The following is a 25,908-nucleotide window of genomic DNA, read 5'->3' as shown; positions in this document are numbered from 1 at the left end:
GATCAGAAGTTGGTGTACGGGTTCACAATGGCGGCATGAATCTTGCCGCGGTCCGTGCGGACGTCGCCACCATCGACGAACTGCTGCGGGAGATCGCAGAGCGTCCGGTCGACCTGAGTGACCCGAACTGGATGGCCACGTTGCGGCAGGCGCCGGCGCCGGTGGAAGAGGCCGGGGTGACGGCCGAGGCGGCCGCCGCGTTGGAGTCGCTGTTGGACGCGTACGAGACGGGCGGTTCACCGACTCGTGCGGAGGTCCGGGACATCTTCCGGGATTACGGTTCTTTTCGGTGGGCTGCCGGCCTGCCGAACGAATGGGAGTCGGCGCGGGATTTCCGCCGCCGGCTCGTTCACGTCTCGGCGGTGGATCAGGGCTCCGATCCGCGCGACGAGCTGGTGACGATCTGGTCGCTGTGCAACCGGGCCCGCGAGCTCGGCATCGACGTCGAACCCGTGCTCCGCGAGGTGGCGGAGCTGTCATCCGATGCGGACCGCTACGGATTCGGGTCGATGCGGACGCTGATCATGCGCGGGTTGGAGGAACACGACCTCGACTAGCGGCGCCGAGCCGGCCACCCCAGGGGAAGGACCGGCTCGGCGACGCTTCAGTTTGCGGCGTGCCGCAGGGCCCAGTCGAGGGCGTGGTCGGCGACCTGTTCCCAGCCAGGTTCGGCGCAGGTCCAGTGGGAGCGGCCGGGGAACTCGTGGTAGTCGGTGACCGTACCCTCGGCCTTGTAGTGGTGGGCGTTTGATTTGTTGACCGACGGCGGCATGATGTGGTCGGCGCCGCCGGCGATGAAGAGCAGGGGAGCGCGGTCGGCGTTGCGGAAGTCGACCCAGGTTTCCTGTTTGCCCGGCGTGAAGTTGGCGAGCAGTCCGTAGGACCAGACCCAGCTGCCCGGCGCGGGGATCGCATAGCGTTCGTAGGCCGCGCGGGAGTCCTCTTCGGACAGTGTGTTGGTGAACGCGTAGTGGAACTGCTCGGGAGTGAATCCGGCGGCCTGGTGTCGCTTGGCCGGGTTGTTGAGGATCGGGAACAGCGACTTGATCTGCGATGGCGGGTTGACCCGGATGCCCTCCGGCGGCGCGGAGTCGATCACCACCCCGGCGGCGCCGTGGCCGCGGTCGAGGAGCAACTGGGTCAGCGCGCCGCCGAAGGAATGGCCCATGATGATCGGCTTCTCCGGCAGCGCCGTGATGATCTTCTCCAGGTGCGCGATGGTCTCCGGCACGGTCACGTTCGCGATCGGCGTGGGGTCGGCGCGCAGTGCCTCGACCTCGACCTCGAAGCCCGGGTAGGCCGGGGTCAGCACCTGGTGGCCCTTTGCCTCGTAGTAGCGCACCCAGTGCTCCCAGCTGCGCGGTGTCACCCACAGCCCGTGGACCAGGACGATGGTGCTCATGCGTCGTACTCCTTCAGGAAGGCGAGCAGGTCGGCGCCGAGTTGTTCCTTGTGGGTGTCGGTGATCCCGTGCGGCGCGCCCGGATAGACGATCAGATTGGCGTTCTTGACCAGCGCCGCCGAAGCCATGCCACCGACTTCGAACGGCACGACCTGGTCATCGTCGCCGTGGATGACCAGGGTGGGCATGTCGAATGCCGCGAGGTCGGCACGGAAGTCGGTGGCGGAGAAGGCGGCGATGCTCTCGTAGGCGTTGCGGTGCCCGGCGGCCATCGACTGGAGCCAGAACGCGTCGCGGATGCCTTGCGAGATGTTGGCGCCGGGCCGGTTGTGGCCGAAGAACGGGCCGTCGGCGAGGTCTCGGTAGGTCTGCGACCGGTCGGCGACCGACCCGGCCCGGATCGCGTCGAAGACCCCGATCGGGACTCCGTTCGGGTTGTCGGCGGTGCGCAGCATGAACGGCGGCACGGCGGAGACGAGCACCGCCTGCGCCACCCGGCCGGTGCCGTGCCGACCGATGTAGCGCGCCACCTCGCCGCCTCCGGTGGAGAAGCCGACCAGGGTGGCCTCGCGCAGGTTGAGAGCGTCGACGAGCGTCGCGAGGTCGTCGGCGTAGGTGTCCATCTCGTTGCCGTGCCAGGTCTGCGTGGACCGGCCGTGTCCGCGGCGGTCGTGTGCGATGACCCGGTAGCCGTTGGAGGAGAGGAAGAGCGCCTGCGCCTCCCAGCTGTCGGAGTTCAGCGGCCAGCCGTGCGACAGGACGACCGGACGGCCGGCGCCCCAGTCCTTGTAGAAGATCTGGGCGCCGTCGGTGGTGGTGACAAACATCGGGGTGGCTCCGTTCAGCGCGCGGCGGACTTGATGACGCCGAGAGTGGTGTGCGGCTGCGAGATCATCGCGACGTGCGAGGCGTTGACCTCGGTGGTGCGCGCCCCGGCCCGGTGCGCCATGAACCGCTGCGCGGCCGGGGGAATCAGATTGTCGTTGCGGGCGACGAGGTACCACGTCGGGATGCTGCGCCATGCCGGCGGCCCGGACGGTTCCAGCAGGGTGTGTACGTCGCCGGGGCGCTGCGTCGCCGCCATCACGTCGGTCGTCGCCTTCGGCAGGTCGCCCGCGAACACGTCACGGAAGACGGCGCTCTTCACATAGCCGTCGTAGCTTCCGGCGCCGTCCGCGGTCGGGTAGGGGCGCAGGTCGAGCGCGTCCTGGCCGAGTTTGCTGCCGGGGTATTTGAGCTGGAGTCCCTGTAGCGTCTCGCCTTCGTCGGGGGCGAACGCCGCGACGTACACCAGAGCTTTGACGTCCTGATTTCGGCCGGCGGCGTTGGTGACCACCATCCCGCCATAGGAGTGGGCGACCAGCACGGTAGGGCCGTCGATCGTGGCCAGGATGCTGGCGAGGTAGGCGGCGTCGGCGGAGACACCGCGCAGCGGGTTGGCCGGTGCGAGCACCGGATAGCCGTCGCGTTGCAGGCCACGGGCGACGTCAGCCCACCCGGACGCGTCGGCGAACGCACCGTGCACCAGCACGATGGTCGGCTTGGGGCCGGGTCGGTGGGTCTGCGCGGCGGCTGGTCGCGACCCGAGCAGAGCCCCGGTGGCGACCGCGGCAGAACCGGCGATCAAGGTACGGCGGTTGGTGCGCATGCTTCGTGTTGTCCCTTCAGCGGTGAGCCGTATGCCCACCACGCTCGGGGAAGGTGTCGCCGTTCGGTATCCGTAGGTTGACGGTGGTGGCCCGGCGCGCGCCAGCCACCCGGACATGTCGAGGGCAGCCCTGAGTGGACGGATCGGGGGCTCACCAGAGCGGTGAGCCCCCGATCTGATGGCGATCAGCCGGCGTGCACTGCGATGTTCGTCGCCCGTAGCAGCCCGACGACGCCCTTCACCGCCGCGAGGCCCTCCTGGTGGGTGCCGGCTTTGATCTGCCCGGACCAGTAGCCGTAGCGGTCGGCGAGGATGCCGCTCGCGGCCGATCCGGCCTGGATGACGCACGAACCGAGCGGATCGTCCGGCGCCTGCCCTGCCGGAGCCGCGACGCAGCCGGCGCCGAACCGCTCCTGCTGCGCCAGCGGACTCAGCCCGGACACGTCACCCTGGCAGGGGTCCCAGTCCACTTGTTGTTTGCAGCTGCCGTAGTTGGCCAACGCCCGCTGGTAGGCGTTGTAGAGGTGCAGCGACCCGGTGTTGTAGCTGTCCTGGCTGCGCGGCAGGCGATAGTCCGCCGGCAGCGACCGGTCGCCGAACAGCTGGCCGCGCAGCACGTCGTCCCGTTCCAGCGCCGACGACCAGCCCAGGTCCGAGAAGATCTGCAGCATCCGTACGGTGTCCGAGACCTTCTTGCCGGCGTCCCAGAGCTGCTGCGAGGGCGACCAGCTCCCCGCCGGCGGCCGGTCCACGCCGGTGCCGAGCGCCGCGACCCGGTAGAAGTAGCGCTGCTTGCCGGTCAGCATGGCCGCGGCCTTGGTGCGCGCCAGCGCGAGCGCGGCGGGGTTGTCGACCACCACGCCGTTGCTGTCCAGCTTCGCCCGGTAGGTGGAATTCCATTTGTCGTTGAGGTAGTAGTCGGTGTCCCGGCAGTACCCGGTCGGCGGGTTGCTCCGCTGGCTCCACAGGCAGATGTCGACCAGGTGGGTCTTCCAGGTCACCGTGCGCACGTCCTGCCAGTCACCCCCAACCCACTTGGCCTGCTGCCGGACGACCAGCTCCAGATCTCCGTTGGTCTGCTGGTAGCGGGGGCCGTCGTTCACCTCGACGTCGACGAACTGCGCGTCGAGGCAGGATCGCAGTTCCGGTCGGTAGCCGAGCGCCATCGCGTAGTTGGCGAGGTGGTAGACGTTCGGCAGGGCCGAGCGGTTGAGCTTGCTCGGGGTGTTGAGGTAGACCCCGGTCGTCGAACCGCAGCGCGCCATGTTGGGCACGTCCGCGATCCGGCCGGCGGCGGGGATGTCCTGGTCGACGCTGCCCCACATGTTGTAGTCGCGGTCGGTCTCCACCCAGCGCACCGCCCGGCCGACCTCGTCGAGGCCGGCCTTCCACTGGCCCATCGCCGCGCGGTAGTCGGCGGTCAGCCGCTGGAACAGGGCATTGGTGGCACCGTCCGCGGCCGGCGCGCTGAACTGCCGCACCCGACGGTTGACCGCGTCGCCGGCGGCGATCGTGCTCTGCGTCTCGGCCTCGTTGACCTGGGCGGCGTACTGCGGGTTCTGTAGTTGCAGGATCAGGTTCGCCCGAGCGCCCAGCAGCCACGCCGACGGGTTGGCCACTCCGGACGCGGGCTGGTCGCCGGGCGCGGGGGTGAGCGCGATGCCCCGGGCGCCCGCCCACTGTGCGAGGTAGTCGATCGCCCCGGCCGGCAGGTAGAGGCCGACCGTAGCCACCGGATCGGCCAGCGACGTGCCGGTCGGGACGACGTAGGGCGCCTGCTTGGCGCTGTCGGCCGCGAAGGTACGCGTCGGCGAGTCGGCCTGGTCGAAGTAGGTGGCGAACGAGTCGATCGTCGTGCCGGTGCGTGCCTCCCGGTGCACGTAACGGTCGACCGAGGTCTTCAGCGGCTGCTGGATGATCTGCTCGAAGGCCGCCTGGCTCGCCAGCGCGAGGCTGTCGACCCGCTGGTCGAGGACGATCAGCTGCCCGGCGATCACCGTGAGCTGGGCCCGCACCTCGGCGAGATCCCGGGACAGCGCGGTCAGTTGGGCGCTCAGCCCGTCATACATCGTGCCGAGCATCTTCTCGATCCGGTCGAACCGCTTGTCCATTCCCGCGGCCATGCGGTTGATCTGATCGCGGAGCGCCGCGATCTCGGCGCCGGTGGTCCCGTCGGCGCCGCCGCCCGAGCTGAACAGCGGTAGCAGGATCATCGCCGCGCCGACCAGGCCACCGACCAGGGTGAGGGTCGACATCGCCATGGCCGCCGCCGTGATGCCGGCCGCCGAGATCGCCGCGGTGTAGGTGGTGATCGCCGAGATGGCGCCGACCACGGCCTTGGCGATGGTCTCGATCTGCTTGCCGAACTGCTTGTCGACCATCCCGGCCAGCTTGCCGAGGACGGTGACGGCCTGGCCGAGCTTCTCGTTGAGCTTGCGGTCGGCCTCCGCCTTCTCCTTGGCCGCCGCCTCGTCCGCGCTGGTCGGCTTGTTCGGCCCGTCGACCGGGAACCGGTCGGACTGGGCGACCACGTCGGTCACCGCGGCCGCGGTCCGGTCGCGCAGCGCGGCCAGCGCCACGTCGAGTTGTGACTGGATCTCCGCCCGGTAGGCGTCCTTGTCGTGGCGCTTCGCGGTGATCGCCGACAGGTTGAGGCTTCCGCTCAGGTCGGGTAGCTGCGCGAGATCCTCCGCCGGGGTGTCCAGGCGCACGCCGAGCCGGGCGCCGAACGCCGTGTTCCACACCTCGGCGAGGGCCGGATCGGTCGCGGCCCGGGCGTGCAGCGTGCCCCACACGTCGGCCAGGGCGCCCCGGGACAGCATCTCCCACAGGTATTCCTGGGTGGCGCTGCGGACCTGCTCGATCGGCGGCACGATGCCGGCCAACTCTTCCCCGGTGGTGCTGCGCAGCAGTCCCTTGACCGCCGGGCCGCCGAGCCGTGCTTCGCTGCTGCCGGCCAGCTTCTCCATCGCCGCGCCCAGCAGGTGCAGCTTCCCGGGTGACTCGTCGGACGCCTTGACGGCCTGCCCGACGAGGGTGCTGACGGCGGTCAGGTGGGCGTTGAGCGCGGCGACGTCGGCCGCCGGGTGGGCGGCGCGCCAGTCGCTCAGCTCAGCGGCGAGCACGGCGTCGATGAGGCCGCGGGTGCCGCCCTCGCGGACCTGGACGACCGCCGCGAACAGGGAGTGGTGGACAGCCTGCTCGTCATACGGGACGGGGTCGGCGGCGACCGCCGGCCCAGCCAACGCGACCACCATGCTCGCGCTGGCCACGGCGGCGAGCCAGCGGCTCGTTCCCTTCGTGGTTCTCATGGATGTCCTTTCCTTCCGCGTCCCTGATGCGGGACGAGGTGCGGCCTTCCATGAGGCGGCAGCGGGGTTGGCGTGCCCTTAACGGCGTCTTGGCGGGCTGGTGGCGGCGGCCTGGCGGCGGATCACTACGGTTGCGGAGTGACGACGGTCGGTGTGCTGGGCCCGGTGCGGGCGATGCGCGGCGGCACTCCGATCGAACTCGGGGCACCGCGACAGCGCGCCGTGCTGGCCCGGCTCGTCGCCGGAGGCGGTCACGCGGTGTCGGTCGACCGGCTCATCGAAGACCTCTGGTCGGGCGACCCGCCGCCCCGGGCCCAGGCCGCCCTACAGGTGTACGTGTCGAACCTGCGCCGGGCGTTGGAGCCGGACCGCCCGCCCCGCCGTCCCGCCGGGATCCTGGTCACCGCGGCCCCGGGATACGCCCTGCGCCTGTCGACACCGGACGTGGACGCCTGGCGGTTCGAAGCGGCACTGCGGGCGGCGACGCGGGTCACCGAGACGCAGCCGCGGGCGGCGCTGGCCGGGCTCGACGACGTCCTCGCCGGCTGGGGCGGCGCCACCCCCTACGCGGAGTTCGTGGGGGAGCCTTGGGCAGACCGGGAGAGCGAACGACTGGGCCGGCTCCGGCTGACCGCCGTCGAACAGCGCGCCAAACTGCTGCTCGACCTGGACCGCGCGGATGAGGTGATCCTCGACCTCGATCCGCACGTCCGGGACCATCCCCTGCGGGAGCAGGCCGCGATGCTGCTCGCGGTCGCGCTCTATCGCCTCGGACGGCAGGCCGATGCCCTCGACGTGCTGCGATCGGTGCGCGCCGCGCTGATCGAGCAGCTGGGCATCGAACCCGGCTCCGAGCTGCGGAGCCTGGAGACGGATCTGCTTCGACAGAATCCTCGCCTGGAGCGACCTGCCTCTGCGGTCGCCCAACCCTCTGCTGTGGTCGGGCCGGGGGAGTTGCCGGCCGGCGTACCCGATCGACCGCCCGTGGCGCAGCCATTGCTCGGCCGTTCTGCCGAGCTGTCCCAGCTGCGCGCGGCGGCCGACCGCGCCACCGCGGCCGGTCTCGGCATCTGCTGGATCGGCGCCGAAGCGGGTGGCGGGAAGTCGACGCTGGCCCGCCACCTCGCCGGGTCCCTCGCCGGCGATGGCTGGACCACGGTGATCGGAACCTGTCCGCAGGTGGATGGCGCGCCGCCGGCGTGGGCGTGGCACGAGGTGGTCACCGCCGCCCGCGGACGCCTCCCGCTCGACGAGCAGGAGACCCGCGGCCTGGAGCTCCTGATCGGCACGGGCACCGCGACGTCTCCCGGCACCCGCGGACCCTACGACGAGTTCCACCTACGCCAAGCGCTGGCCGCCTACCTGTCCCGGCTGGCCGGTCATGGCCCGTTGCTCGTCGTGATCGAGGACGTCCATCGGGCCGACGGTGAGACCCTGCGTGTCCTGCGCCACCTCGCGACCGCCCTGGCAGAGGCGCCGGTCCTGGTGGTGGCCACCTTCCGCCCCGACGAGGTGACCGACGACGTCGTGGTGGCCCGGGCGGCGCTCACCGGCGTGCCGGCGGTGGAACTGAACCTCGGCGGCCTCGACGACGCGGCCGTCACCGACCTGCTGCGTCGTCATGGCGTCGACACAACCGACAGCGAACTGCCGCGCACCGTACGGGAACGCTCGGCGGGCAATCCACTGTTCACGATCGAGCTGGCCAAACTGATAGCGGCCGAAGGCCCCGGGTCAGCGCTCGACGGCATCCCCGCCGCGCTGGGTCACGTGCTGACCAGGCGACTGGCACGGCTGCCGGCCACCACCCAGATGGTGCTGCGCCACGCCGCCGTCCTGGGCTCGGACGCCGAGGTCGACATCCTGATCGCCGTCGACGGCGGCCCGGAAGAGGCGGTCCTCGACGGCTTGGAGGCCGGGGTGACCGCGGGTCTGCTCGTCGAGCCCGAGCCGGGGCTGATCCGGTTCGCGCATGCCTTGATGCGGGACGCGCTCTACCTCAGCGTCCCGCTGCTGCGACGTACCCGAATGCACAGCCGGGTCCTCACGGTGCTGCGCGAGCAGCGCGTCAACGACGTCGCTGCGCTGGGGAGGCACGCACTCGCCGCCCTGACGCCGGCCACCGCGCAGGACGCGATCGGGCACCTGGCTGCCGCCGCCCGCCGGGCCGGTGACCTCGGCGCACCTCGGGAAGCCGCCGCGTACTGGACCGGCGCGTTGCGGGCGGCCGACCTCGCCCCAGCGGTTCCCGCCCCCGCACGGCTCGAGCTGCTCTGCGATCTGGCCACCGCGAGCGCACTCGCCGGTGACGTGCTGAGTGCCCGCGCCGCGCGCGCCGAAGCGGTGCGGCTGGCCACCGGGATCGGCGACCCACATGCCGTCCACTCCGCCCTGCTCTGCTTCGACGCCCCGGTGACCTGGACCATCCGACCCGACCGCGCCGTCGACGAACCGCTGGTCCGGCTGCTGGAGCACACGCTGTCACTAGTGGGCGACGACAGCCCCGCACTCCGGTCACGGCTGTTGAGCACCCTCGCCTTCGAGATCGAAGGGGCCGATCTGCGGCGCGCCGACGAGGTCACCCGGGAATCGCTGGCGCTGGCCCGCAGGCAGGACGACGCGGCGGTGCTCTGCCGTGCGCTCAACGCCCGCTACTTCGTCACCGTCGCCCCCGCGCATCGGGCCGAACTGCCCGTGGTCGGGCGCGAGCTGCTGGCGGTCGCCGAGGCGGCCGGGCTCACCGCCTACACGTGCGAGGCCCACCACATCCTTTACCAGGCCGCACTCGCCGACGCCGACTTCGACCGGGCGCGCCACCACGTCGACCGGGCGATCGAGGAGGCCACGACCGGTCAGCTCGGCCTGATCCTCGCCGTGATGGGGTGGTTCACCGGCCTGCGCGCCCTCTTCGCCGGTGATCTCGATGCGGCGTCGCACCGCTACGCGGAGATCAGTGAACGAATGAGCCGCGTCGGTGGCCCCAACGCGGCGGCGATGGGGCTGCTGGGTCGGTTCACCGTGCTGAGCGCCGTCGGGCGTGGGCACGAGCTGGTCGAGGAGCTCCGGCAGCTACACGTACGGGTGCCGGACGACACGCACGACCTGCTGGCCCACGCGTTGCTCTCCGCCGGCGACCGGGAGGCAGCCCGAGCCGTCTGGCGGCCACAGACCCCGATCCGCCCCGACTATTTCTGGCTGTACTGGATGACGCTGCGCGGGCAGGTCGCGGCGCGGCTGGGCGACCGCCCGGCCGCCCAGCGCTGCTACCGCGAGCTGCTGCCGTGGGCCGGGCGGTTCGCCGGCCTGGAGTGCGGGTCGATCTCACTCGGCCCCGTGGATCAGACACTCGCCGAACTCGCCGCCGCGTTGGGCGACCCGACCGTCGCCGCCCACCGCGACGCCGGGCTCCGGCTGGCCCGCCGGGTCGGCGCCGTGCCGTGGAGCGACGAGTCCGCGTACGTGCCGGCGGTGCGGTGAACGGGGTCATCGGCCGAAGACGGTCGCCTCCCGCCGACGGAAACCCGGTCGCAGCGCCGCGAGCATCAGCCGCAGCACCGGTCCGGCGATCTTCTTCAGCTCCGCCAGTTCCTCCGGGCGGGCGTACCGCTCGATCCTGGGCAGTTCGAAGCGCAGCGCGCCGCCCTTGCGGACCGCCCGCTCCACGGTGTTCCAGTCGGCCACGGTGACGTGGCGCCGGATCACCGGGAAGATCAGCAGCTCCTCCTCTTCGATGTGCTCGTCGAGGACGTCGCGGAGCTGGGCCAGGACCGCGGCGAGGTGCGCTGCGACGGCGTGGACCCGCCCCGCGTCCGAGGTGAACGCGGCGGCCAGCTCGTCCGCCGCCACCCGCACCTCGTCCAGGACCGGATCGAGCGCGGCGTGGTCGTCACTGAGCTCCCGCAGGTCGATCTCCGCGCCCGCCGAACGTCGCAGCACCGGCCAGAGGACCTCGTCCTCCATCCTGTGGTGGTGATGGATGCCGTCACAGAGCAGCCGCACATACGTCCGCAAGGCCGTCGCCCGGCGGCGGTCGTAGGCGATCTGTCCGGCAGCCACGCCGCTCAGCAGCTCAGCCAGCCGGCGAGTGTCGGACCGCATCGTGCGGTGATTGATCCGGACGCCGATGAGATTCGGTTCGGGGTGGTGAGTCGTGATAGCCATGGCCTCGACTCTCCGGCACCGCGTCTGGCGGACACTTGGCGCCGACTTGGCGGACGCGCCTGGCGGGAGCCGCGCAGTTGGCCCGCTGCTCGCAAAGAGGTCTACGCCGGATCCGCTGGCGGTTCGGATTTCTTGCGCTTGAACGGTGTTGCGAACTTCCCGACAACGGTGGTCGCGGCGCCGGAGATGGCGCCGCCTACGCCCTTCACCGCGGTCAGCGCCTGTGGTTCGTCGGGGATGCCGTCACCGTCGAGGTCCACGCTCCGGAATGGACGGGTTACGGTGCCAGCCGCGGTTTCCACACCGGACCCGATGGCGTGCGCGGAGTCGCCGACCCAGCTTCCGGTTGAGCGTGCGGCGTCCTGGAGGGCGCTCAGTGCCCGGTTGGGCTCGTCGTCCTTCTCGGGCTTCTTCTTGGCCTCGACCGTGAGGTGCGACGGAAACTCGGCAGGCGGGTCGGCGAACGCCTCCTGTGCGGCGTCGACGACCGCGCGGCCGAACACGAAGCGGGTGACTCCGCCGACAAGGGCGCCCACGCCGTATTCCACGGCTGTCTGCTGCTTGGCGCCCAGCCCCGCGCGCACGTCTTCGAGCCGGCCCGTCTGCACGCCGCGGACGAGTTCCTGGGCGGCGCCCGCGGGCAGTGAGTGAGCGAGCGTGTTGGCCCAGTGTGACCAGTCTTTCTGGCCGGTCGCGATGTGCTTGCCGACATCCACCGGGCTCGACGACGACCGGGCGAGGTCGGCGGCCATCGCCGCGATCTGGCCTTGGCCGACGCGGCCGTTCGAGAGGCCGTAGACGAGGGCGCGCGCCTGGGTCTGGTCGAGGTTCATGCCGTGGATGTCGGCCAGCGCGAGAGCGTAGAGCGCGGTGATCTCGAACTGCAGTTGCTCGTCGCCGGCGGGCAGCATTTTCGCCACGCGCTGCGCACCCATTCTGGTCGCGCCGAGAGCGGCCTCTTTCGCGGCTGCCTTCGCCGCTTCCTTTGTCGCCTTCTTCGCGGCCTCGCGCGCCGCGCTCTTGGCACCCGTGGCTGCCGCGCCGGCGATGGGGATCAGGGCGATGCCGACATCCAGCGCGATGGCGCCGGCCGTCACCAGCCCGCCGGCGACACTGATCGCCGTGATGTAGTGGCGCTCGAGCACCCTGGTGACCTCTGCGGGCGTCGCATCGGGGTTGCGGCGGCGCACCCATCGCACATATTTCCGGGCGACGGAGTGACGCCCTTTGACCGCCGTCTCGATCTCGCGGTCTGCGGCCTCGCCGGTCAGCTCGGCCTCAAGGGTGATCGTTTCGATGTCGGTCAAGGCTCATCTCTCGGGCTCAAGATTGACTCGGTGGCTCAACCTAACTCTTGTTGCGGTGGCGATTCGAGATCCGGATCGGAAACGTGACTCTCGCGGGGCGTTCAGGGAGTCTGCACACCAGACTCCGCACAGGACGCTTCGATGGGGGAGGGCAAATGACGTTCAAGAACAAAGCGGTGGCTCTGGCGGCGACGGCCGTGGTCGCGCTCGGTGCAGCGCTCGCGGCATCTGCGACGACCGCGATGACCAGCTCCGATCGGCACCTCGCCGGCAACATCATGGGCAACTCGCAACCTGTCGACACACTGCCCTGAGCCCCCGGTCCGGGCACGCGACGGTGTTGGCGCCACTACGCTGAGTGCACGGAATTAGCGGGGAAAGTGGTGCGGCATGGCGAAATACCTGTTTACCGCGACGTACACCGCGGAGGGTTTGCGAGGGTTGCTCACCGACGGCGGGAGCGGGCGGGTCGCGGCCGCGCGGCATGCTGCCGAAAGCGTCGGTGGGCGCGTCGACGCGATGTATTACAGCTTCGGTGACTACGACGTCTACATCATCTGCGACCTGCCTGACCACCGGGCAGCCGCCGCCCTGTCGCTCGTCGTCGGCGCGAGCGGCGGCCTCGACACCAAGACCGTGGTCCTGCTGACGCCCGAAGAGGTCGACCAGGCGGCGCGGCAGGCGGTCGACTTCCGCGCCCCGGGCGGGTGATTCAGCGAACGACGACCGGAACCGGAAGCAGGGTGACCCGCACGGCCGTGCCGACCGCCAGGTCGGCCAGCCGGGCGCTGGAGACCTGCGCGACGACGAGCGTGTCGTCGGGCAGCGCCACGGTCACCCGCGAGAGCGGTCCGAGGAAGCTCACCGCGACCACCCGACCGGTGCCGGCAGGGTCCGCGGTCACGTCGACCGACTCGGGCCGCACCAGTGCGGTGACGGGACCAACCGGGCCGGCATTCATCAGCGGCAGCCGGGCGTCCAGCACGTCGACAACACCGTCCCGGACGTGGCCCGGGAACCGGTTGCTCAGGCCCACGAACTCCGCCACGAACGGCGTCGCGGGGCTGCGGTAGATGTCTTCCGGCGACCCGATCTGCTCGAGCTTCCCGGCGGACATGACGCCGACGCGGTCGGCCAGGGCCAACGCCTCCTCCTGGTCGTGCGTCACGAACAGGGTCGTGGTGCCGACCTCCAATTGAATGCGGCGGATCTCGTCGCGCAACTGGAGCCGCACCTTCGCGTCCAGCGCCGACAGCGGCTCGTCCAGCAGCAGCACCTGCGGCTGGATCGCGAGCGCCCGCGCCAGCGCCACCCGCTGCTGCTGGCCGCCGGAGAGTTGCTGCGGGTAACGGTCGGCGTGGGTGCCGATGCCCACGAGTGAAAGCATCTCCTGCGAACGCCGGCGGCGCGCGGACGCCGATTGCCGGCGCAGGCGCAGGCCGAACTCGACGTTCTCCGCCGCGGTCAGGTGCGGGAACAGGCTGTAGGCCTGGAACACCATGCCCATGTCGCGGCGGTTGACCGGCACGTTGGCGATGTCCTTGCCGCCCACCAGGATCCGGCCGGAGTCGGCGTCTTCGAGCCCGGCCAGGATGCGCAGCGCGGTCGTCTTGCCGCAGCCCGACGGGCCGAGCAGCGCGACCAACTCGCCCGGAGCCAGGTCGAGGTCGAGGTTGTCGAGGGCCTGGATGGTGCCGAAGCGGCGGCTGACCTTTTCCAGGCGCACCGCCACACCGGTGGACACGGCCGTTGTGGTCACGAGGTGGTCCTTTCCCGACGGTGTCGACGGCGCCCGCGGCCGGCGAAGGAGAGCAGGAACAGCAGGACGAAGGCGAGCACCAGCGCGGCCAGTGACACCGCGAACGAGATCGTGGCGCTGCTCTTGCCCAACTGGTTGATGGCGACCTGGAGGTTGTCGCGGTTGAGCAGCGACGCGATGGTGAACTCGCCGAGCACCAGGGCCACCGTGAGGAAGGCGGCGGAGAGCACGGCGGAGCGGATGTTGGGCAGCACGACCCGCCACATCACCGTGGCCCAGCCGGCTCCGAGGCTGCGCGCGGCCTCGGCGAGGGTGCGCACGTCGATCGCCGACAGGCCGGTGTCGATGGCCCGATAGGCGAAGGGCAGGGCCAGGATGGTGTACGCGAACGTGAGCGTCAGCGACGAGCCGCCGATGAAGTAGACGACCCACGCGTATACCGGTGCCAGGCCGACGACCAGCACGATGGCCGGGATCGTCAGCGGCAGGAGGCAGACGAACTCCACCAGCCGGCGCAGCCGCGGCAGCCGCAGGCGCACCCACACGACGGTGGGCACCAGCAGCGCCAGGGTGAGCGTCACCGAGAGCAGCATGAGCCAGAAGGACGCCTTCATGCCCGTCCACAGCACCGGGTAGGTCTCGCTGAGTTGCTGCCAGTCGAAGAGCACCCGCCAGGTGTCCCACGACAGCTTGCCGCCGGCGCCGCGGGTCGTGAACTCCAGCAGCGCGAAGAGCGGGAGCAGGAACACGATTCCGAGGACGCCGACGACGACCCACCGCATGATCCGCTGGCGGCGGGCCCGGCGACGCACTAGTCCAACCATCGCGACGTCCTTCGCTGGAGGGCGGCGTAGAGCGACATGACGACCGCGACGACCACGACCATGCCTAGCGCCATCGCCTTGCCGATGTTCTCGCGGCCGAGGAGCACCTCGCTGGTCAGTGCGGAGCGGATCTGCAGCGGCACGATCGGGCTGCCCTGGCTGACCAGTGCGGCCGCGGTGGCGTACGCCGAGAAAGCATTGGCGAACAGCAACAGGGTGGAGCCGAGGAATGCCGGTGCCAACAGCGGGCCGGCGACGTGTCGCCAGTAGTACCAGGTCGACCCGCCGAGGCTCTCCGTCGCTTCGCGCCACTGTGGACGGATGCCGTCGAGGGCGGGCAGGAACACGATGACCATCAGCGGGATCTGGAAGTAGGTGTAGACGAGCACCAGCCCCGGCAGGTCGAAGAGCCAGACGCCGCCAGCGAAGATGTCGACGCCGAGCGAGTCGCGCAGGAACAGCGTGACGAAGCCGCTCAGGCCGATCGTGGCCATGAACGCGAACGCCAGCGTGACGCCGCCGAACTGGGCCAGCACGCCGCACGCCGAGGTGACCACCCGCCGGACCGTGCTGTCCGGGCCGGCGGTCACCACGGCGTAGCCGAGCAGGGCGCCGATCACTGCCCCCAGGATCGCGGTCACCGCGGACAGCAGGATGCTGCGGATGAACGCCTGGACGATGTAGCCGTCGGCCAGCGCCGTCACGTTGTCGAAGGTCACCCGATTGTCGGTGCCGAGGAAGGAACCGATCGCGACCACCAGGGTCGGGATGATCAGGAAGATACCCACGAAGACGAAGAACGGGACCACACCGAGGAGGTCACGACGCCTGCTCATCGGTGGTCAGCCGACTACTTTGGCCCAGTTGGCGGCGAGGTAGTCGTTGGCCGCCTTGGTCTGTGCCTCGGTGAGGAAGACGGGGGTGCCGGTGACCTGCGGCAGTGCGCCGAAGGCGGCGGTGTCGAGGGTGCCGGCCGTCTTCATGGCGTCGGCGCGGACCGGGCGGGCACCGCCCTTGAGCCACAGGTTCTGGCCCTCGTCGCTGTAGAGGAACTCCTGCCACAACCGGGCCGCGGCGGGATGCGGCGCGTCGGCGCTGATCGCCTGCACGTAATAGGAACCGACAACAGCGTTAGCGGGTACGACCGTCTTCCAGTCGACCTTGCCCTTCAGCTTCGCGCCCTGCGCCACGTTGAGGTAGTCCCAGTCGAACACGACCGGGGTCTGGCCCGACTCGACCGTCGCCGACGTCGGGTCGACGGGCAGGAAATTGCCGGCCTTCTTCAGCGCGCCGAAGAACTCGACGCCCTTGGAGATGTCGTCGGCGGAACCGCCGTTGCCCAGGGCGGCCGCGACAACGCCGTTGAACGCCGCGCCGGCCTGGGTCGGGTCACCGTTGAGGGCCACCTTTCCCTTGAACGCCGGCCCGAGCAGATCCGTGACGCTGGCGGGCGCCGGGACCTTCGACGAGTCGTAGCCGATCGACATGTAGCCGCCGTAGTCGTTGACCCACGTGCCGCTCGCTTCCTTGAGCGCCGCCGGGATGTCGTTCCACGTCGCGACCTGGTAGGGCGCGAACATCGACGTGTTGGCCAGCGCGACCGCCGTGCCGAGGTCGAACACGTCCGGCGCGCCACCCTGGCCCTTGAGCTGCTTGGCGGCGTTGATCTCGTCCTGGCTGGACGCGTCGGGCTGGGCCGAGTTCACCTTGATGCCGTACTTCGCGGTGAAGGCCTTGATGATCTCGCCGTAGTTGGCCCAGTCCGGGGGCAACGCGATGACGTTGAGCGTTCCTTCTTTCTTGGCCGCCTCGACGAGCTTGTCCAGCCCGCCCATGTCGGCGGCGGTCTTGGCCTTGGCGGCGTCGCTGGCGGCGGCCTCGTTGTTGCTCGATGGTGGGGAACAGGCGGAAAGGGCCACCAGGACGGCGGAAACCGCCACCAGGGCGGTCCGTCGGCTAATCGAGATTCGCACGGAATCCTCCTTGTGAATTCATTCGCTGCGCGTGCAGATCAGCGCTGCCAGTTCGCGCTCCAGGCCGGCGTCGCCGACGTGGTGGACCGTGAGTGGCAGGCCGAGCGTGTCGGCGGCGGCCTGCGCCAGCGCCGACAGCCGCGCGGTCGGCCGTTGGGCCAGCCAGACCGCGCGCCGGTAGTGCTTGAAATAGTCGTCGCGCAGCTCGGGCCAGCGATCGAGGCCCAGCTCCGCGACGACCGTCCGCTCGAACGAACGGACCAGAAAGTCGGTCAGCACATAGGTGCCGGGCTCGTCACGCAGCATCGCCCGCAGGCGGTCCGCGCCGGCCAGCACGTCGTAGCAGTGCGCGCCGCCGAGCCGGCGCAGCCCGAGCCGGCCGCAGACCTCGTCGAGGGCGCCGTAGGTGCCGCAGTCGGCGTAGGCGACGGCCACGGTGGGGTAGCGGCCGCGCACCGTGGTGGCGAGGTCGGCCACGGCCGGGGCGATCCGCTCCGGCCGGTTGTGCAACAGGGGCGGCAGCGGATGCACGTCCACCGGCCAGCGGCGCGAGGTGGCGACCCGGTCGACGTCGGCGGCGAGGGCACCGCAGGCGATGACCGCCGTGCGGGGCTCAGGGCGGGAAGGCGAGCAGATCGACGAAGCGGTCGTTGAAGTCAGACCGGTCGGAGAGCTCCACATATTCGACCTCCTCCAGCAACGTCGTGGCGCCGGCCCGCTCGCGCACGCTGAGCAGCGCCATCTTGGCTCCCTCGCCGGCCACGTTCCCGGCGCTGACGACGCGCAGCACGGGCAGCTTGGGCACCAGCCCGATCCGGATCGCGCTCGCCGGTGACAGGTAGCTGCCGAACGAGCCGGCCAGCAGCACCTGCTGGACATCGCCGACGTCGACCCCCAACTCGGCCAGCAGCAGCTGCCATCCGGTGGCGATCGCGGCCTTCGCGAACTGGAGCGCGCGGACGTCGCGCTGGGACAGCACGATGTCGTCGTGCAGGACGAAGACCCGCTCGCCGTCCCAGGTGGCGAACCGTGCCGCGAGCGTCGGTGCGATCCGGGCGGCGTCATCGACGGGCACGAACCGGCCGGTCGCGTCGATGAGCCCGGCGCCGACGAGCGCCGCGACGGCGTCGACGAGGCCGGAACCGCACAGCCCGGCCGGCTTCGCGTCGCCGATCACGCCGAGTTCCAGCTCGCCGTCGCGGATCCGGACCACCTCGATCGCGCCGTCGGCGGCGCGCATGCCGCACCGGATCGACGCGCCCTCGAACGCGGGTCCGGCCGGCGCGGCGGTCGCCACCAGCCGGTCGGCGTTGCCCAGCACGATCTCGCAGTTGGTGCCGATGTCGATGAACAACCGCATCCGCCGGTCGCGGTCCATCCCGGAGGCAAGCAGGCCGGCGACGATGTCGCCACCGACGTAGGCGCCGAGCGACGGGAACACCACCGCCCGGGCCCGCGGGTGCACCTGAACGCCGAGATCGGCGGCCATCAGCTCGGGGAACGCCCGGGTCGACATGATGAACGGCGCCACGCCCAGCGGCTCCGGGTCGATGCCCAGCGCGATGTGCACCATGGTGGCGTTGCCGGCCAGCGCCACCTCGTAGATCTCGTCCGGCGCGACCTCGCCGGCGGCGCACACCTCGCGGGTCAGCTCGTCGAGCGTCTCGTGGGCCAGCGCGCGCAGCCGGTCGAGGGCCGCCGGGTCGAGCATCGTGGCGCTGATCCGGGTGATCACATCGCCGCCGAACGGCTGCTGCCGGTTGAGCGCCGAGCGCACGGCCACGGGGGTGCCGGTGCTGACGTCGAGCAGGTTGGCGACGACGGTCGTGGTGCCCAGGTCGAAGGCGATGCCGAAGCAGCGGCCGGTGGTGTCGCCGGCTTCGACCGCGACCAGGACCTCGTCGACGATCACCGCCGTCACCCGGTAGTCGCTGACCCGCAGGGTCCGGCCCAGGTCGCGGAGCACCGCGAGGTCGACCCGCGGCTCGAGATCGTCGATCGCGCCGAGCACCCGCTGGAGGTCGGGGGTCTGGTCGCTCAGAGTCGGCTCGGTCAGCTCCAGGTAGCGCTTCTGGATGGCCGGCCGGAGGATGACCTGCCGGCCCACCCCGACCGTCGCCGCCTTCGGCCGGGTGACCAGTGGCGGCACCTCGACCCGCAGGTTCTCGGTGACGTGCGCGCGGCAGGCGAGCCGCCAGCCCTCGCGGAGCTGGTCGGCGCCGAACGCCCGGACGTCCAGTGAGGACACCGGAATGGTGCCGTCGTCGATGCGGACCAGGCATTTGCGGCACGTGCCGTGGCCGCCACAGGTCGAGTCGATGGCGATGCCGTTCCAGCTCGCGGCGTCGAAGACGGTCACGCCGGGCGGCACGCGGATGTCCCGGGCCGCGGGGCTGAAATGCACCCGCACCCGCCCGTGGCCGTCGTGGCTGACCAGGTCCGTCATGCGCCCTGCCGGGCCCGGAACAGGGAGATCCAGGTGGCGCCCCAGGCGTCGTTGCCGAGCAGCAGGTCGGCGGCCTTGACGGCGTCGACGACCTCGGGGGTACGCGCGTCCATGATGGCGCTGGTCAGCCCGGCGCGCATCGCCATCGGCAGGAAGGCCGCACCCAGCGCGTGCCGGCGCGGCATGCCGAAGGAGACGTTGGACGCGCCCAGCGTCATGTTCACCCCGAGCTCGTCTTTGATCATCGCGATGGTGTCGAGCGTCTTCGCCACGAGCGACGTGTCGGCGCCCACCGGCATGGCCAGCGGGTCGATCACGATGTCCTCGATCGGGATGCCGTAGCGGCCGGTCGCCACGTCGACGACCTTGCGGGCCAGTTCCAGCCGGCGGGCCGGGTCTTCCGGGATCTCCTCCTCGTCGTTGGGCAGCGCGATCACCGCGGCGCCGTAGCGCTTGACCAGCGGCAGGATCGCCGCGAGCCGGTCGTCTTCCGCGGTCACCGAGTTGACCAGGGCCTTGCCCTCATAGGCGGCCAGGCCGGCGTCGAGCGCCTCGACGACCGAGGAGTCGATGCACAGCGGCAGATCGGTCAGGCCCTGCACCATCCGGACGACCTTGGCGAGCAGTTCGGCCTCGTCGAGGAGCGGAACGCCCATGTTGACGTCGAGCACCATCGCGCCGCCGGCCACCTGCTCGGCGACGTCGACCTCGATGCGGGACAGGTCGCCGGCGCGGAGCTGGTCCTGGAAGATGCGGCGGCCCGTGGGGTTGAGCCGTTCGCCGATGACGCAGAACGGCTGGTCCGGGCCGATGACAACGGTCCTTCCCGCGGACCGGACAACGGTGTGCACGTCGCTACACCTCCTACGTCCCGGCCATGACCCGCCGGCGTTGCATCAGGTCCTTGGCCTTCTTGACCGCGGCGGACGCGTCGGCCGCGTAGCCGTCGGCGCCGACCGCGTCGGCGTATTCCTGGGTGACCGGGGCGCCGCCGACCATGACGATCACCTGGTCGCGCAGGCCCGCCTTGACCAGCGCGTTGATGTTGGCCTTGAACATCGGCATCGTGGTGGTGAGGAACGCCGAGAAGCCCACGATGTCGGGCTTGTGGGTCCGGATGGCGTCGACGAACTTCTCCGGCGACACCTGGACGCCGAGGTCGATCACGTGGAAGCCGGCGCCCTCCAGCATGATGTTGACCAGGTTCTTGCCGATGTCGTGGACGTCGCCCTTCACGGTGCCCATGACGAAGGTGCCGAGCGTCTGCACCCCGGTCTCCGCGAGCAGCGGCCGCAGCCGGGCCAGCGCGCCGGCCATCGCCCGGCCGGCGATGAGCATCTCGGGCACGAAGAAGTCGCCCCGCTCGAACCGGGCGCCGACCTCCTCCAGCGACGGGATGAGCGCGTCGAAGAGCAGCGTCTCCGGTGCCATCCCGGCGTCGAGACCGGCGTTGGTCAGGTCGAGAACCGCCGGCGCGTTGCCGACCAGGGTCTGGTCGTAGAGGCCTTGGAGGATCTCATCGGGAGTCATGCGCCCACCGCGCTTCGCGCGGGCATGACCCTGGCTACTGAGTCAAATGATTCGGTCGCAAGCTTCCTCATGCGGCGCCCTCCGTTCGTACGGTGTGGCCGAGGATCGATGACAGCGCGGCCGACTCGGTCACCAGCAGCGCGCCGATCTGCTCGGCCCGGCGGTCGGTGATCCGGGCGGTGGGGCCGGAGACGGAGATCGCCGCGACGACGCTGCCGTCCCGCGCGCGGACCGGGCTGGCCACGGCCACCAGACCGGGCTCGAGCTCCTCGCGGGCGATGGCGTAGCCGCGCCGGATCACCGTCGCGAGGTCGCGCTCCAGGTCCGTGCGGTCGGTGATCGTGCGTGGGGTGCGGCGCTCCAGGGTGCCGGTCGGCAGGGGGAGGGTCCGGAACGCGTAGAAGACCTTGCCGAGCGCCGAGCAGTGCGCGGGCACGCTCAGCCCGACCCAGTTGGTGGTGCCGAGCAGGTGGACGCTGTCGACCTGCGCGACCTGGACGACGGCGTCGCCGCGGGGCACCGCCAGGTTGATCGTCTCCCCGGTGCGCGCGCCGATGCGTTCGAGCGTCGGCGTGGTCAGCTCGACCAGGTCGCTGCCGACGCCCTGCCGGGCCGCGTAGACGGCGAAGACCGCACCCGGGCGGAACACGCCGCTGCGGTCGCGCTGGACGAGGCGGTGCCGTTCGAGCGCCTGCAACAGCCGGGAGACGGTCGACTTGGCCAGCCCGGTCTGCTCGACGAGCGAGGTGAACGTGCGCGGTCCGGCCGCCTCGACGACATGCGTCAGCAACTCGGCGGCGCGGTCGACCGCCTGGGTGCCGGTCTGCTGGGTAGCCACAATGAGTTCCACATCGTAGAACTACAGTTTCAATTGATGAGAGTAAAATCCCCTCGACCCCATCGCGTCAAGGGAGGCTTCGATGTTCGTCAACACGATGCCGCGCTACGAGATCCTGTCCGAGGACGCGATGGCCATCCTCGACAGAGGCTGGCGACGGCTGGTCAGCGAGATCGGCGTCGAGTTCGTGTCCGACCGGGCCCTTGACCTGTTCCGCGCGGCCGGGCAGACGGTCGAGGGCAACCTGGTCCGCTTCGATCCCGACTTCGTGCTCGAACAGGTGGCCAAGGCGCCCCGCGAGTTCGACGTGCAGGCCCGCAATCCGACCAACACCGTGCACATCGGCGGCGACCACATGGCCTTCGGCGCGGTCTACGGGCCGCCGTTCGTCCGCGACGGCGACGTGCGCCGCGAGGCGACGCTCGATGACTTCCGGCGGTTCACCAAGCTTGCCCAGCGGTTCCCGCAACTCGACTCCGCGGGCGGCGTGATCTGCGAGCCCAACGACGCCCCGCTCGACTCGCGCCACCTCGACATGGTCTACGCGTTGCAGACGCTCACCGACAAGATCTACATGGGCAACGTCGTGTCCGAGGTCAACGCCCGCGACACCATCGCGATGACCGAGATCCTGTTCGGCGGGCGGGAGGCGATCGAGCGTACCCCCGCGACGATCTCGCTCATCAACTGCAACTCACCGTTGCGCTGGGACGATCGGATGCTCGATTCCCAGCTCGAATACAGCGCCGCCAACCAGGCCGTCGTGATCACGCCGTTCCTGCTGATGGGCGCGATGTCGCCGGTGTCGGTGCCGGCGACGCTGGTGCAGCAGATGGCCGAGGCGCTGACCGGGATCGCGCTGTCGCAGCTCGTCCGGCCCGGGTCGCCAGTCATCTTCGGCTCGTTCCTGTCCAACATCGACATGCAGTCGGGCTCGCCGTGCTTCGGCACGCCCGAGTCGGCAGTGGGTCTGCTCTGCACGGGCCAGATAGCGCGCCGGTACGGCCTCCCGTTCCGCACCGGCGGCGGGCTGACCTCCAGCCAGACGGCTGACGCGCAGTCGGCCTACGAGGCGATGATGACCATGCTGCCGACATTCCTCGCCGGCACCAACTGGGTCATGCACGCCGCCGGCTGGCTCGAGGGCGGCCTGGTCGCCTCCTACGAGAAGTTCGTGGTCGACGTCGAGATCCTGCGGATGTTGCAGGTCGAGTTCACGCCGCTGGAGATCGACGAGGCCTCGCTGGCGTTCGACGCGCACGAAGAGGTGGGCCACGGCGGCCACTTCCTCGGCGCGGCACACACGATGGAGCGGTTCCGCACGTGCTTCTACCGACCGCTGCTGTCCTCGTCCGCCAACTACGAGCGATGGATGCGCAACGGCGGCCAGGACGCGGCGGCCCGGGCCGGCGAGATCTACCGCAAGCAGCTCGACGAATACGAGCAGCCGCCGCTCGACGACGCGATCCGCGCGGAGCTCGACGACTACGTGGTCCGCCGGCGCAAGGAACTCGGCGACTGAACCTTGACGGGCATCGACGCCCGTGCGGATACTGTCGCGAAATATCACGACTCAGCGGGGTAGGACAGACCACACCAGACTGCGGCAGACATCGAGGCAGCCATGCCAGAGCCCTTGATCAGCGCCGAACGGGTGGAGGCTGCCACCGGGCCGGCGCTGGCCGTCACGGACCTGTGGAAGGTGTTCGGTCCCCGCAGCGACCGGGTCGTCGGCACTCCGCTCGCCGACCTGTCGCGCGGCGACTTGATGGCGCGAACCGGTTGCGTGGCAGCCGTCCGCGACATCTCGTTCACGGTGCCGCCCACCGAGGTGTTCGTGGTGATGGGCCTGTCCGGCTCGGGCAAGTCGACCCTGGTGCGGTGCCTGACCCGGCTCGTCGAGCCGACGTCCGGGTCCGTGCTCGTCGACGGCGAAGACCTCCGCGCCGCCGACCCGCGGCGGTTGCGCGACCTGCGCCGGCACCGGTTCGCGATGGTGTTCCAGCACTTCGGGTTGCTGCCGCACCGGCGGGTGCTCGACAACGTCGCCTACGGGCTGGAGATCCGCGGCGTCGGCCGAACCGAGCGCTACCGGCGCGCCGGCGAGGTGCTCGACCTGGTCGGCCTGGGCGGGTGCGCCGACCTGTTTCCCGACCAGCTCTCCGGCGGCATGCAGCAGCGGGTGGGCCTGGGCCGGGCGCTCGCCGTCGACCCCCAGATCCTGTTCTTCGACGAGCCGTTCTCCGCCCTCGACCCGCTCATCCGGCGCGACATGCAGAACGAGGTCCTCCGGCTGCACCACGAGGTCGGCAAGACGATGATCTTCATTACCCACGACCTGCACGAGGCCCTGCGCCTGGGTGACCGCATCCTGATCATGCGCGACGGCGCGGCGGTGCAGATCGGCCGGCCCGACGAGGTGGTCGGTGCTCCCGCCGACGACTACGTGCGCGACTTCGTCGCCGACGTGCCCAAGTCGCACGTGCTGACCATCCGCTGGGTGATGCGCCCGGTCCGCGCCGACGATCCGCTCGACGGGCCGGAGTTGGGCGCCGGTGTCATCGTCCGCGACGCCGTCCGCGCGGTGCTCTCGTCGGGCGCGCCGGTCAAGGTGGTCCACGACGGCGAGTTGGTCGGCATGGTCGACGACGAGGCGATCCTGCGGGTGATCGTCGCGGAGGAGCCATGACGACGCTGACCGGCACTGCCGGAGCCGTCCGCCGCCGCGCCGGTGAGCTGCCCCGCAGCGCGCTGGTCGGTGCCGTGGTCGCGGTCTGGGTGCTGTTGTGGATCCCGCTGCACGGCCGGGCCACCCTCGCGCTGTCCACATCGGAGTTGAGCCCGCTGCACGAGCGGCTCAACGACCTGCGCGACGCCGTCAACAACACCCGGGGGAGCAGCCCGGTCTTCAGCGCCTTCTTCGACGTGATCCGCGAGGCCGTCGACGCGCTGACCGTGTTCCTGCAATCCCTGATCAGCCAGCCGGCGTACGGGCGGCCCGTCCCGCTGATCGGCTGGCTCGGCGTGGTCGCGGTGGCGACGCTCGGCGCGTACGCCGCCGGCAACCTGCGGGTCGCGGTGCTGACGGCGGCCGGGTTCACCTCGTTCGGCCTGCTCGGCTTCTGGCAGGAGAGCATGGACACGCTGGCGCTGACGCTGGCCGCGGTGCTCATCTGCCTGGCCATCGGGATCCCGCTCGGGATCTGGGCCGGGCTGTCGGACCGGTTGAACCGCCTGCTCACACCGGTCCTCGACTTCATGCAGACGATGCCGACGTTCGTCTACCTCGCACCGCTGACGCTGTTCTTCCTGATCGGCCCGGCCTCCGCGGTCATCGCGACGCTCGTCTACTCGCTGCCGCCGGTCGTGCGGATCACCGCACACGGCATCCGCAGCGTGGCACCCACGTCGGTCGAGGCCGGCACCTCGTTGGGCGCGACCAGGTGGCAGTTGCTGCGCACGGTCCGCGTGCCGCTGGCCAAGCGCACGATCGTGCTGGGCGTCAACCAGACGGTGATGTGCGCGCTGTCGATGGTGACCATCGCCGCGCTCATCGACGCGCCCGGGCTCGGCCAGGTCGTCCTGCGCGCGTTGCAGACCCTCGACGTCGGCACCGCCTTCAGCGCCGGGCTGGCCATCGTCATCATGGCGATCGTCCTCGATCGGGTCACCACCGCCGCTCGCGACCGGGTGGAGACGCGTTACCGGCTCGGTCCGCGGGCCCGCGGCCGTCGGCGCGTGCTGCTGGCCGGGCTCGGCGTCGGCACCGCGGTCGCGCTCTACCTCTCCTACACCTATGTCTGGGCGGCTTATTTTCCCGGCCCCGAAAGCGGTGGCGTCGTCGGTGCCCAGCTGGCCACCGGGGTCACCGACGTCACCGACTGGGTGCAACTGCACCTGGGCGCGGTCACCGACGCCATCCGCAACGCCATCAGCTACGGGCTGCTCAACCCGCTCCAATCCCTGATCGCAGAGTCACCCTGGTATCTGGTCTCCGCCGTCGTGCTGGCCGTCGCGTGGATCGTCGCCGGGCCGCGGATCGTGCCGACCGCCGCCGTCTGCCTGGCCCTGCTGGTCGGCACCGGCCTGTGGCAGGAAGCGATGGTGACGCTGTCGGCCACCCTGGTCGCCACCGTCATCGTGATGGCCCTCGGCCTCGTGGTCGGCGTCTGGATGGGGCGCAGCGACCGGGCCGACGGGCTGGTCCGCCCGACCCTCGACGCCGCCCAGGTGATGCCCGCGTTCGTGTATCTCGTGCCGTTCCTGGGCCTGTTCGGCGCCAGCCGGTTCACCGCCATCGTGGCGGCCGTCGTCTTCGCGGCGCCCGTCGCGATCAAGCTCGTCGCCGACGGGGTCCGCGGCGTCCCGGCCACGGTCGTGGAGGCGGCGACCTCCTCCGGCTCGACGGCCTGGCAGGTGATCACCAAGGTGCAGCTTCCGCTGGCCCGGCAGTCGGTGACCCTCGCCGCCAACCAGGGCCTCATCTACGTCCTCTCGATGGTGGTGGTCGGCGGTCTCGTCGGCGCCGGCGCGCTCGGCTATCTCGTCGTCGCCGGGTTCTCCCAGTCCGACCTCTACGGCAAGGGCCTGGCGGCCGGCGTAGCGGTGGTGCTGCTGGGAGTCCTGCTCGACCGCACCACCCAGGCTGCTGCCCGGCGGTTCGACGCCGGCACGAGAAGGGGGAAGGATTCGTGAGAAATATAGGCAGG

The 25,908-nt window shown here is 70.7% G+C and carries 22 protein-coding genes; 7 read left to right on the top strand and 15 right to left on the bottom strand.

Features of this window, described 5'->3' with window-relative positions; all coding sequences use genetic code 11:
- The first annotated feature begins 35 nt into the window (after positions 1–35).
- Entirely contained in the window at positions 36–557 is a 522-nt protein-coding gene (locus DFJ67_RS35515; RefSeq protein WP_116073103.1) for a hypothetical protein, read from the top strand.
- Between the two features lie 47 nt (positions 558–604).
- Here the strand turns inward: DFJ67_RS35515 and DFJ67_RS35510 are convergent, their stop codons facing one another.
- The 4 genes from DFJ67_RS35510 to DFJ67_RS35495 form a co-directional block, all read right to left on the bottom strand.
- Positions 605–1,402 carry an alpha/beta hydrolase gene (locus DFJ67_RS35510; RefSeq protein WP_116073101.1) on the bottom strand — a complete coding sequence of 266 codons (798 nt, stop codon included), beginning with the start codon at positions 1,400–1,402 and terminating at the stop codon, positions 605–607.
- Positions 1,399–2,229: an alpha/beta fold hydrolase gene (locus DFJ67_RS35505; RefSeq protein ID WP_116073099.1), complete on the bottom strand. Its 831-nt coding sequence runs from the start codon at positions 2,227–2,229 to the stop codon at positions 1,399–1,401. The genes DFJ67_RS35510 and DFJ67_RS35505 overlap by 4 nt, the downstream gene beginning before the upstream one ends.
- A gap of 14 nt (positions 2,230–2,243) precedes the next feature.
- Positions 2,244–3,050 carry an alpha/beta fold hydrolase gene (locus DFJ67_RS35500; protein ID WP_116073097.1) on the bottom strand — a complete coding sequence of 269 codons (807 nt, stop codon included), beginning with the start codon at positions 3,048–3,050 and terminating at the stop codon, positions 2,244–2,246.
- A gap of 185 nt (positions 3,051–3,235) precedes the next feature.
- Positions 3,236–6,361 (bottom strand): hypothetical protein, encoded by a 3,126-nt coding sequence (locus DFJ67_RS35495; protein WP_147315739.1) that lies wholly within the window; start codon positions 6,359–6,361, stop codon positions 3,236–3,238.
- A 138-nt stretch (positions 6,362–6,499) separates the two neighbouring features.
- On the opposite strand from DFJ67_RS35495, the gene DFJ67_RS35490 reads away from it, so the two are divergent.
- Entirely contained in the window at positions 6,500–9,838 is a 3,339-nt protein-coding gene (locus tag DFJ67_RS35490) for an ATP-binding protein (protein WP_116073093.1), read from the top strand.
- Positions 9,839–9,844: 6 nt separating this feature from the next.
- Here the strand turns inward: DFJ67_RS35490 and DFJ67_RS35485 are convergent, their stop codons facing one another.
- Complete coding sequence (locus tag DFJ67_RS35485; RefSeq protein ID WP_116073091.1) at positions 9,845–10,522, bottom strand: hemerythrin domain-containing protein; 678 nt, start codon at positions 10,520–10,522, stop codon at positions 9,845–9,847.
- A 101-nt stretch (positions 10,523–10,623) separates the two neighbouring features.
- On the bottom strand, positions 10,624–11,829 hold the full coding sequence (locus tag DFJ67_RS35480; protein ID WP_116073089.1) for a hypothetical protein: 1,206 nt from the start codon (positions 11,827–11,829) through the stop codon (positions 10,624–10,626).
- A gap of 155 nt (positions 11,830–11,984) precedes the next feature.
- On the opposite strand from DFJ67_RS35480, the gene DFJ67_RS43040 reads away from it, so the two are divergent.
- Both DFJ67_RS43040 and DFJ67_RS35475 read left to right on the top strand, forming a co-directional pair.
- Positions 11,985–12,143: a hypothetical protein gene (locus DFJ67_RS43040; protein ID WP_170216125.1), complete on the top strand. Its 159-nt coding sequence runs from the start codon at positions 11,985–11,987 to the stop codon at positions 12,141–12,143.
- Between the two features lie 76 nt (positions 12,144–12,219).
- Complete coding sequence (locus tag DFJ67_RS35475; RefSeq protein ID WP_116073087.1) at positions 12,220–12,540, top strand: GYD domain-containing protein; 321 nt, start codon at positions 12,220–12,222, stop codon at positions 12,538–12,540.
- A 1-nt stretch (position 12,541) separates the two neighbouring features.
- Here DFJ67_RS35475 and DFJ67_RS35470 read toward each other — a convergent pair whose 3' ends face one another.
- The 9 genes from DFJ67_RS35470 to DFJ67_RS35430 all read right to left on the bottom strand — a co-directional run bounded on the left by DFJ67_RS35470 (position 12,542) and on the right by DFJ67_RS35430 (position 21,211).
- Positions 12,542–13,588 carry an ABC transporter ATP-binding protein gene (locus DFJ67_RS35470; RefSeq protein ID WP_239097071.1) on the bottom strand — a complete coding sequence of 349 codons (1,047 nt, stop codon included), beginning with the start codon at positions 13,586–13,588 and terminating at the stop codon, positions 12,542–12,544.
- Positions 13,585–14,412, bottom strand: a complete 828-nt coding sequence (locus DFJ67_RS35465) for an ABC transporter permease (protein ID WP_116073085.1) — start codon at positions 14,410–14,412, stop codon at positions 13,585–13,587. Before DFJ67_RS35465 ends, DFJ67_RS35470 begins: the two co-directional genes overlap by 4 nt.
- Complete coding sequence (locus DFJ67_RS35460; RefSeq protein ID WP_116073083.1) at positions 14,400–15,248, bottom strand: ABC transporter permease; 849 nt, start codon at positions 15,246–15,248, stop codon at positions 14,400–14,402. Before DFJ67_RS35460 ends, DFJ67_RS35465 begins: the two co-directional genes overlap by 13 nt.
- A gap of 6 nt (positions 15,249–15,254) precedes the next feature.
- Entirely contained in the window at positions 15,255–16,385 is a 1,131-nt protein-coding gene (locus DFJ67_RS35455; RefSeq protein ID WP_239097072.1) for an ABC transporter substrate-binding protein, read from the bottom strand.
- Positions 16,386–16,403: 18 nt separating this feature from the next.
- On the bottom strand, positions 16,404–17,066 hold the full coding sequence (locus DFJ67_RS35450) for a DUF1638 domain-containing protein (protein WP_116077029.1): 663 nt from the start codon (positions 17,064–17,066) through the stop codon (positions 16,404–16,406).
- Positions 16,999–18,831: an ASKHA domain-containing protein gene (locus DFJ67_RS35445; RefSeq protein WP_116073081.1), complete on the bottom strand. Its 1,833-nt coding sequence runs from the start codon at positions 18,829–18,831 to the stop codon at positions 16,999–17,001. Before DFJ67_RS35445 ends, DFJ67_RS35450 begins: the two co-directional genes overlap by 68 nt.
- The gene (locus tag DFJ67_RS35440; RefSeq protein WP_116073079.1) at positions 18,828–19,682 is read right to left on the bottom strand and encodes a dihydropteroate synthase; all 855 of its coding nucleotides are present in this window, start codon (positions 19,680–19,682) and stop codon (positions 18,828–18,830) included. Before DFJ67_RS35440 ends, DFJ67_RS35445 begins: the two co-directional genes overlap by 4 nt.
- A 13-nt stretch (positions 19,683–19,695) precedes the next feature.
- Positions 19,696–20,361, bottom strand: a complete 666-nt coding sequence (locus tag DFJ67_RS35435; RefSeq protein WP_116073077.1) for a corrinoid protein — start codon at positions 20,359–20,361, stop codon at positions 19,696–19,698.
- A 67-nt stretch (positions 20,362–20,428) separates the two neighbouring features.
- Positions 20,429–21,211: an IclR family transcriptional regulator gene (locus tag DFJ67_RS35430; protein ID WP_211333983.1), complete on the bottom strand. Its 783-nt coding sequence runs from the start codon at positions 21,209–21,211 to the stop codon at positions 20,429–20,431.
- A gap of 70 nt (positions 21,212–21,281) precedes the next feature.
- Here DFJ67_RS35430 and DFJ67_RS35425 point away from each other — a divergent pair, with 70 nt between their 5' ends.
- From DFJ67_RS35425 to DFJ67_RS35415, 3 genes are all read left to right on the top strand, one after another.
- On the top strand, positions 21,282–22,721 hold the full coding sequence (locus tag DFJ67_RS35425) for a trimethylamine methyltransferase family protein (RefSeq protein WP_116073075.1): 1,440 nt from the start codon (positions 21,282–21,284) through the stop codon (positions 22,719–22,721).
- Positions 22,722–22,823: 102 nt separating this feature from the next.
- Positions 22,824–23,888 carry a quaternary amine ABC transporter ATP-binding protein gene (locus DFJ67_RS35420; RefSeq protein WP_116073073.1) on the top strand — a complete coding sequence of 355 codons (1,065 nt, stop codon included), beginning with the start codon at positions 22,824–22,826 and terminating at the stop codon, positions 23,886–23,888.
- Entirely contained in the window at positions 23,885–25,894 is a 2,010-nt protein-coding gene (locus DFJ67_RS35415) for an ABC transporter permease (protein ID WP_116073071.1), read from the top strand. Before DFJ67_RS35420 ends, DFJ67_RS35415 begins: the two co-directional genes overlap by 4 nt.
- Positions 25,895–25,908: the final 14 nt, after the last annotated feature.

Source organism: Asanoa ferruginea (genome assembly GCF_003387075.1).
Lineage (GTDB): Bacteria > Actinomycetota > Actinomycetes > Mycobacteriales > Micromonosporaceae > Asanoa > Asanoa ferruginea.
This window is presented reverse-complemented; position numbering and strand designations above follow the sequence as displayed.